The organism is Pseudanabaena cinerea FACHB-1277 (genome assembly GCF_014696345.1).
Taxonomy (GTDB): domain Bacteria; phylum Cyanobacteriota; class Cyanobacteriia; order Pseudanabaenales; family Pseudanabaenaceae; genus Pseudanabaena; species Pseudanabaena cinerea.
Genome location: NZ_JACJPY010000134.1, coordinates 1 through 7114 on the forward strand (window position 1 = coordinate 1; position 7114 = coordinate 7114).

Genomic DNA, 7114 nt, shown 5'->3' on the forward strand with positions numbered 1-7114 from the left:
GCTTGATCGTCTAACAGTTCAGTTAGGGGAAACTTGATCATGTTTATGTCTGTTGTTGCGTCAAAACTTTTTTCCTATTTTACCATTTCACCTATTTACCCACATGAGCGAAAATCAAAAATTTCACGTAACTCCTTCTCTCGATTAAAAAACTGTTCAGATTGCTCAATCCTGCCATTAAGCGGCTGAAAAGGATTAGCAAAATTCTTGAGCGAATCGGATGGTGACGATCCTAACTGACTCAATTGGCTTTCTACTCGATCAAATTGTCGAAATAGATCTTCTTTATGCCTTTCTAAGCGAACTCTATCAACTGCACTAAAAGTGCTATTGATAGTCTGATTAATCTGCACATTAATATTTCCACCTGCCGAAACATTCTCCAATGCTTTCTGGATAATCCTTGTATTAGGAATTTCAGATTTATCTGGTTTTGCCTCATCTTGCCCAGCCTGTGCCATAACTCTCCTTTCCCAAAACTCAATAATTTTATTCGGTGTGCGATAAAACTGAGGCATTTGCGGATATTGCAAACTCTGCAACTTTTCTCGTACCGCGTCCTCGATCGCCGCACAAGTAATCCGCCGCGCCATCGTACCAGTTCTCGCCAGAGCCTCTACCAAAACCCTCGTAAATACACCCATTTCCCCCGCAATCTCTTGATAAGCAGGATCTTGGCTACGCGAAGCCGTGATTATAAATCTGGTTTTGCCATCATTGCGATCGCATATTTCCCGAAAATCTGCGAGATCGCCCCCATAACAACAATCTAACCAAACAATCTGCTCCCTCGCAGGGCAGTCTCGCAAAAATTGCTTGAGTAGATCGATCTCAATGGATTTACGATAACCATCATCTAAAACTTCAGTCTCAGAGGTTGCCAAATATGTCTTGGGATAATGCTGTCTGCCCCGCACACCATGCCCCGAAAAATAAAGTAACACCGTATCCAGATCCGTCGCCGTAAATAAATCTCTGATTTCGGACTGTAAGCGATCGCAGGGCATAGTCCCCTTATCCTTACCCTTGCCCACACATACGCGATCGCCTTCTACCGCTTCAGGCAAACGCTTTACCTTAAAAGTTGGCTCTAAAATATCGGCGATCGCATTAGCATTGTTAGAAAAACTTTCAAGGCTACGCAACTTACTATACTGACTTACTCCAACCACAAGCGCCTTACGCTGCATAGCTTGAAAATTCCACAAATTATGTCTGCTATTCTATAACCATTACCATAGCAAAATCAATCATGACTAGCCTAACGCCTCTCCAAATTGATGACAATACCATCATCTATATCGAATCCAGTGAATCCGTTGATGTCCCCACCATATCATCCAAAGAACATGGTTTAGTCGAATTCGGAGACACATCAACGCAAGCCGAAAAAATTAGAGAGAACTTTGATCGCCTCAAATCCACACTCACTCACTACACCCTCAGCACCATCGATGCTTTCAAAAAAGCAAACAATACAGATATCGCCAATATCGACAAAGTAACCCTCAAATTTGGCATCAAAATTGCAGGCGAAGCAGGGATTCCCTACATCACCAAAGGCACAGCCGAAAGCAATCTGGAAATTACAGTGGAATGCTCCTTTCCTAAAAAGGCAGATTGAGAATAATTTTACAGTTACTGTCCACCCAACTTCGAGCCAATGAATGACCATAATTTAGAACTTAACTTTCGCATCGCCCAATTTATTGACATCGATCCACTGATGGCTTTGGTACATGAATTCTATGAATTTGAACAAATGACCTGCGATCAGGATGTAATCAAGGCCTTTAACGCCTTACTGAGTGATGAACAATTAGGCGTAATTTGGTTGATCTGCGATCGCGATCGCCCCATTGGATATGTGGCACTCACCTTCTTTTTTAGTATGGAATATCATGGACGTTGCGGCTTAGTGGATGAATTGTATATTCAATCTGAATATCGTGGTCAGGGCATCGGCAAACAGGTATTTCAGATGTTAGAGAACTATTGCCAACAGATGCATATGCGATCGCTCTCTTTGGTGGTCGACTTCTGGAACGACAAAGCCGAAGCGCTCTATACAAAACTCGGCTTCCATCGCGAAAAACGTCATTTAATGGTGAAGCATATATGACCGAATTAGCAACTACAAAAACAGGCGATCGCCGCGTTCCTAAAGGATACAAAACCCAATCCATCGATACAGCGATCGATGCAGAGATGTATCTATTTGGATTATGGAAATCATTGACACTAACTCAAAAAGCTTATAAATTGAGTAATTGGACAAAAGGCTGCTTAGATTTGAATTTAATTGGGATTAGACAAAGGTACCCAGAGGCAAGTCCATCAAAGCTAAGATATGAATTTGCTAGAGCTACCCTAAAGTCTAATTTCCCTGACTCTATTTACCAACTGATTTCTGAGTACAGTCAAATACTTATGCTTACCGATCCGATCTCCCTTGCCCTTGATATTGCCGAAATTCTGAATGCGCTAGATATTCCTTACTTGATTGGTGGTTCAGTTGCAAGTACATTGATGGGAGAAATGCGAGCGACTGAAGATGTAGATATTGTGGCTGATATAAAGATGGAAAAAGTTGCTCTGTTATTGCAATCTTTACAGCCAAGATTTTACGTTTCCGAAGATGCAGTACGAGATGCAATTAGGTACAAACGTTCATTTAGTTTAATTGATAATGAATCTCTGGGAAAAGTAGATATTTTTATTCTCAAAAACAATGCTTTTCCGCAAATCGAATTTCAACGTCGCCGATCGCAACTTGTGAGACAGAACCCCGATCAAAGTTTGGTATTGCCAACTCCTGAAGATATTATTTTGCAAAAGTTGACTTGGTATCGCATGACTAAAAATGAGTCTCAGAGGCAATGGCGCGATGTGTTGGGGGTTTTGAAATTACAGGGCGATCGCTTAGATTTTGAATATATGCAAAAATGGGCTATGGAACTAGAACTTAGCGATTTGCTAGAAACTGCTTGCACAGAGTCAGGTATTGAACTTTTATTTGTTACAAGCTACTTTAGTCCAGACTCAATTAATGTAGATTACAGCAATTAAGTAGTTCGGCTTAGTTAAAACCCAAAACCAGATTTTGCACCGTTCGCGTAGTGATCGGAATAAACCTCTTGGTTTTTACTTTACTTATGCCTAGCTGCTTATCTAAAATTTAATCAAGTAAAACCAGTGATAAATATAAAGTCAGTTAAGAAACTTATTGGCTATGCGATCGCTGCTCTGATGTCTGGACTGCTAGTGGTCGCCTGTGGACAAACTAGCGCTCCTAACTCCAGTAACGCTCCTAACGCCCCTGCCAATAGCCCCAATACAATTCCCATCGGCATTGCTGTGGCACAAACTAGTAATGTGGCGCTCTTAGGTCAAGAACAGGTCACAGGCGCAAAAATTGCCGAGGCATATTTTAATAAACAAGGTGGGGTCAATGGCACACCAATCCGCTTGATTTTTCAAGACACCGCAGGGGATGAGCAAGGCACGATCAATGCTTTTAATACACTCATTGCCCAAGATAAAGTGGTGGGGATCGTTGGCCCAACCCTATCGCAACAGGCATTTAGTGCTGACCCGATCGCCGAACGCGCAGGTGTACCCGTAATCGCGCCATCGAATACGGCTAAGGGCATCCCACAAATCGGCAAATACATCTCGCGGGTATCGGCTCCTGTGGCAGTCGTTGCTCCCAATGCGATCGAGGCAGCGCTGAAAATCAATCCTCAAATCAAAAAAGTGGCGGTTTTCTTTGCTCAAAATGATGCTTTTAGCAAATCGGAAACAGGTACTTTTCAAGAAACGGTCAAACAGAAGGGCTTAGAACTCGCCACCGTGCAGACCTTCCAAACCACCGATACCGACTTCCAATCGCAGGTGACAAATGCCATCAATATCAAGCCTGATTTGATCATCATTTCAGGGCTATCTGCCGATGGTGGCAACTTGGTAAAACAGTTGCGCGAACTAGGTTATCAGGGCTTAATTATTGGCGGCAATGGTTTAAATACTTCCAATATTCTGCCCGTGTGCAAGGCGCTCTGTGATGGCATTATTATCGCTCAGGCTTACAGTCCTGAATTAAAAAATGATATCAATAAAGCTTTTCGCGATATCTATGTCGAACAGAACAAAAAGGAACCGCCCCAATTTAGCGCCCAAGCCTTTACAGGGGTGCAGGTATTTGTGGAAGCTTTGCGATCGCTGGACACCAAAACTAAGCTAAATACCCTCGATCTCGCCACCCTTCGCACCCAACTCAATGAAACTCTGCTAGTCGGTAAATATGAAACACCCCTTGGGGAAATTGCCTTTACCCCTGAGGGCGAAATAATTCAGAAGCAGTTTTTTGTTGCTCAAATTAAAATGGAAGCGGACGGGAATAGCGGCAAGTTTACCTTTTTGCAATAATCGATATGCTTGTATTTTGCCTAATACCAAACTAAGAAATGGCTACGCCATTTCTTAGTTTAAAGAACCATACTGGGTTTGGTTTTCAGTTCACAAAAGTGTGACTACACTTTTGTGAACTGGCATAAGGCAGAATACAAGCTCCAAAAACCTGAGACAAGCCTATGCACATTCGTTTAGCAGTAGAGTCGGACTTGCCCACGATTATTCATATTTACAATGCTTCGATTCCTAGTCGCCTTGCCACTGCTGACTTAGAGCCGATATCCGTAGAGAGTCGCCGCGCTTGGTTTCATGCCCATAGCGATCGCTATCCTGTCTGGGTAATCACCACTACCCAAGGCTACCGCAAGGTGATCGGCTGGCTCAGTTTGCAAATGTTTTATGGTCGCCCTGCCTATCACAAAACCGCAGAGGTGAGCATCTATGTCGATCCCGATTATCAGCAGCAGGGGGTGGGCAAAAAGCTGTTGAGCTATGCGATTAAGCAATGTTCTAATCTAAATATCTCTAGGTTAGTGGGCTTTATTTTTGCCCATAATCTGCCGAGTCGAAAGCTATTTACCAATTTTGGATTTGTGGAGTGGGGTTTTCTGCCCCAGATTGCTGAAATGGATCAACAAGAACAAAGCTTAGTAATTCTTGGCAAGGTGCTGTAGGGTGCTGTAGGGTTTTTGAAGTTAAGAAATGTCTATGACATTGCTGGATTAGGTTCTATCAATCTTGGTATGAGGATTTTGCTAAATGTTTAATATTTCCCGCAGCTATCAATCTTTGGGCTTATCATGCCTCAGTTTGGCGATCGCTCTACCTGCGATCGCCGATGAAAATGTGCAGCGATCGCTCGACAAAATGCTTGATAATTCGCTGAAGTCAGCACCAACCGCGCAAAATGATCCTGTTGCACAGGTAAACGCTGTATCCCAATTGAGCGATGTACGGGCAACGGACTGGGCTTTTACGGCTTTGCAGTCCCTTGTGGAGCGCTATGGCTGCATCTCTGGCTATCCCGATCGCCGCTTTCGCGGTCAACAAGCCCTCAGCCGCTATGAATTTGCCGCAGGGCTGAATGCTTGTCTAGATAAAGTAAATGAGATCGTTGCCGCAGGGCTTACCGATAAGGTTAGCAAAGAGGATTTAGCGACTTTAAGCAAGTTGCAAGAAGAATTTGCTGCCGAACTCGCCACTTTGCGCGGTCGTGTGGATAGCCTTGATGCTAAAACTAGCAAACTGGAAGCCCAACAATTTTCCACCACAACCAAGCTATCGGGCGAAGCGATTTTTGCTGTTGGTGGCGTTTCTACGGGCAGCGACACACTAGTGAGTCCCTTCGGAGGTTCGGCTCCTAGTAAGCAAAATATCGTTTTCCAAAATCGGGTGCGCTTAAACTTCTTGACCAGTTTTACAGGCAGCGATCGCCTGCGTACTCGTTTACAAATGGGCAATGCTCAGCCCTTGCTCACCTTCAATAACAGTATCGGAGCCGCCAGTCTCCTCGCTGCTAACGATGGGCGCTTAGGCTTCGATGATTCCACGATCGCCACTAATAATAATTCGGTTTTTCTTGAAGCTCTAGATTACAGTTTCCCTCTAGGCGATCGGGCGCGAGTGACCATTTTTGCCAATGGCGGCAACCATTTTTACTATGCCGATACCCTTAACCCTTACTTCGATGATCAAGGCGGCGGCAAGGGGGCAATTTCCCGCTTTGGCGAACGCAACCCCATCTATGGCATCAATGGCAATGGTGCTGGCATTGGCTTTAACTATAAAATCAGCGACAACTTTAAACTTGATCTTGGCTATTTGGCAAATACAGCCAATACGCCCACTAGTGCTACAGGTAGCGGACTGACGGGCGGCAACTATTCGGCTCTGGCACAGTTGGTATATCAACCCAGCGATCGCTTTAAGGCGGGGCTTACCTATGTGCTTGGCTACAATGGCACAAGCGGCGGACAGACAGGATTTCGCTATGGTGGCGCAGGGCAAGCAACAGGTAGTTTCCTTGGCAATTTGATTGCTGGAGCGAGATTAATCCCCACGGATGCGACTAGTGGAATTCCCACAACCCCAGTTTCCAGCAATTCCTATGGCGCTCAGTTTTCCTATAGCTTTAGTCCTCACTTTGTCGTGGGCGGCTGGGCTGGCTATACCTCCGCTCGCCTCCTTAGCCTTGGTGATGCCGACATTTGGAACTATGCCATTTCCTTTGCTTTCCCCAATCTTGGCAAAGAGGGCAATCTATTAGGAATTGTGGTGGGTGTTGAGCCAACTCTCAAGGGTATCCGCACCTATGCAGGGGCTTCATTGCCTTTAGCTAATAATAATGTTTGGCATATCGAAGCCTTTTATAAATATCAAGTCACCAACAATATTTCCATCACCCCTGGAGTGATCTGGATCGCCAACCCTAACCAAGTCTCCACCAATAACAATTTATTCATTGGCACGGTTAGAACAACATTCTCGTTCTAAGAGCAAATTACAGTGCTTTGCTGTTAGAAGCCATTTAAGAATTAGTTTCCAAGGTCAAAAACTCTAAGAGATCCCCCTCAATCCCCCTTAAAAAGGGGGAAGAAAATGGGAGCATCCCAAGTTTGCGGTAAGTAAATATACTTATGTACAAGCAAGGAAGAAATAGGAAGAATAAAGAGGAATAAAAATAGTAACAAGAAAATGCAGT

General features: G+C 44.1%; 7 protein-coding genes. 6 read left to right on the forward strand and 1 reads right to left on the reverse strand.

The features are described 5' to 3' along the window. Positions 1-95: 95 nt before the first annotated feature. Complete coding sequence (locus tag H6F44_RS21565; protein ID WP_190353152.1) at positions 96-1190, reverse strand: caspase family protein; 1095 nt, start codon at positions 1188-1190, stop codon at positions 96-98. 62 nt (positions 1191-1252) lie between these two features. Here H6F44_RS21565 and H6F44_RS21570 point away from each other — a divergent pair, with 62 nt between their 5' ends. The 6 genes from H6F44_RS21570 to H6F44_RS21595 all read left to right on the forward strand — a co-directional run bounded on the left by H6F44_RS21570 (position 1253) and on the right by H6F44_RS21595 (position 6906). Next, complete coding sequence (locus H6F44_RS21570; protein WP_190353153.1) at positions 1253-1624, forward strand: CU044_2847 family protein; 372 nt, start codon at positions 1253-1255, stop codon at positions 1622-1624. 39 nt (positions 1625-1663) lie between these two features. Then, the gene (locus H6F44_RS21575; RefSeq protein WP_190353154.1) at positions 1664-2122 is read left to right on the forward strand and encodes a GNAT family N-acetyltransferase; all 459 of its coding nucleotides are present in this window, start codon (positions 1664-1666) and stop codon (positions 2120-2122) included. After that, entirely contained in the window at positions 2119-3069 is a 951-nt protein-coding gene (locus tag H6F44_RS21580) for a hypothetical protein (protein ID WP_190353155.1), read from the forward strand. The genes H6F44_RS21575 and H6F44_RS21580 overlap by 4 nt, the downstream gene beginning before the upstream one ends. 180 nt (positions 3070-3249) lie before the next feature. After that, the gene (locus H6F44_RS21585) at positions 3250-4428 is read left to right on the forward strand and encodes an ABC transporter substrate-binding protein (protein ID WP_190353158.1); all 1179 of its coding nucleotides are present in this window, start codon (positions 3250-3252) and stop codon (positions 4426-4428) included. 164 nt (positions 4429-4592) lie between these two features. Next, positions 4593-5087, forward strand: a complete 495-nt coding sequence (locus tag H6F44_RS21590) for a GNAT family N-acetyltransferase (RefSeq protein ID WP_190353156.1) — start codon at positions 4593-4595, stop codon at positions 5085-5087. Between the two features lie 85 nt (positions 5088-5172). After that, positions 5173-6906 (forward strand): iron uptake porin, encoded by a 1734-nt coding sequence (locus H6F44_RS21595; RefSeq protein ID WP_190353157.1) that lies wholly within the window; start codon positions 5173-5175, stop codon positions 6904-6906. The last annotated feature ends 208 nt before the right edge of the window (positions 6907-7114 follow it).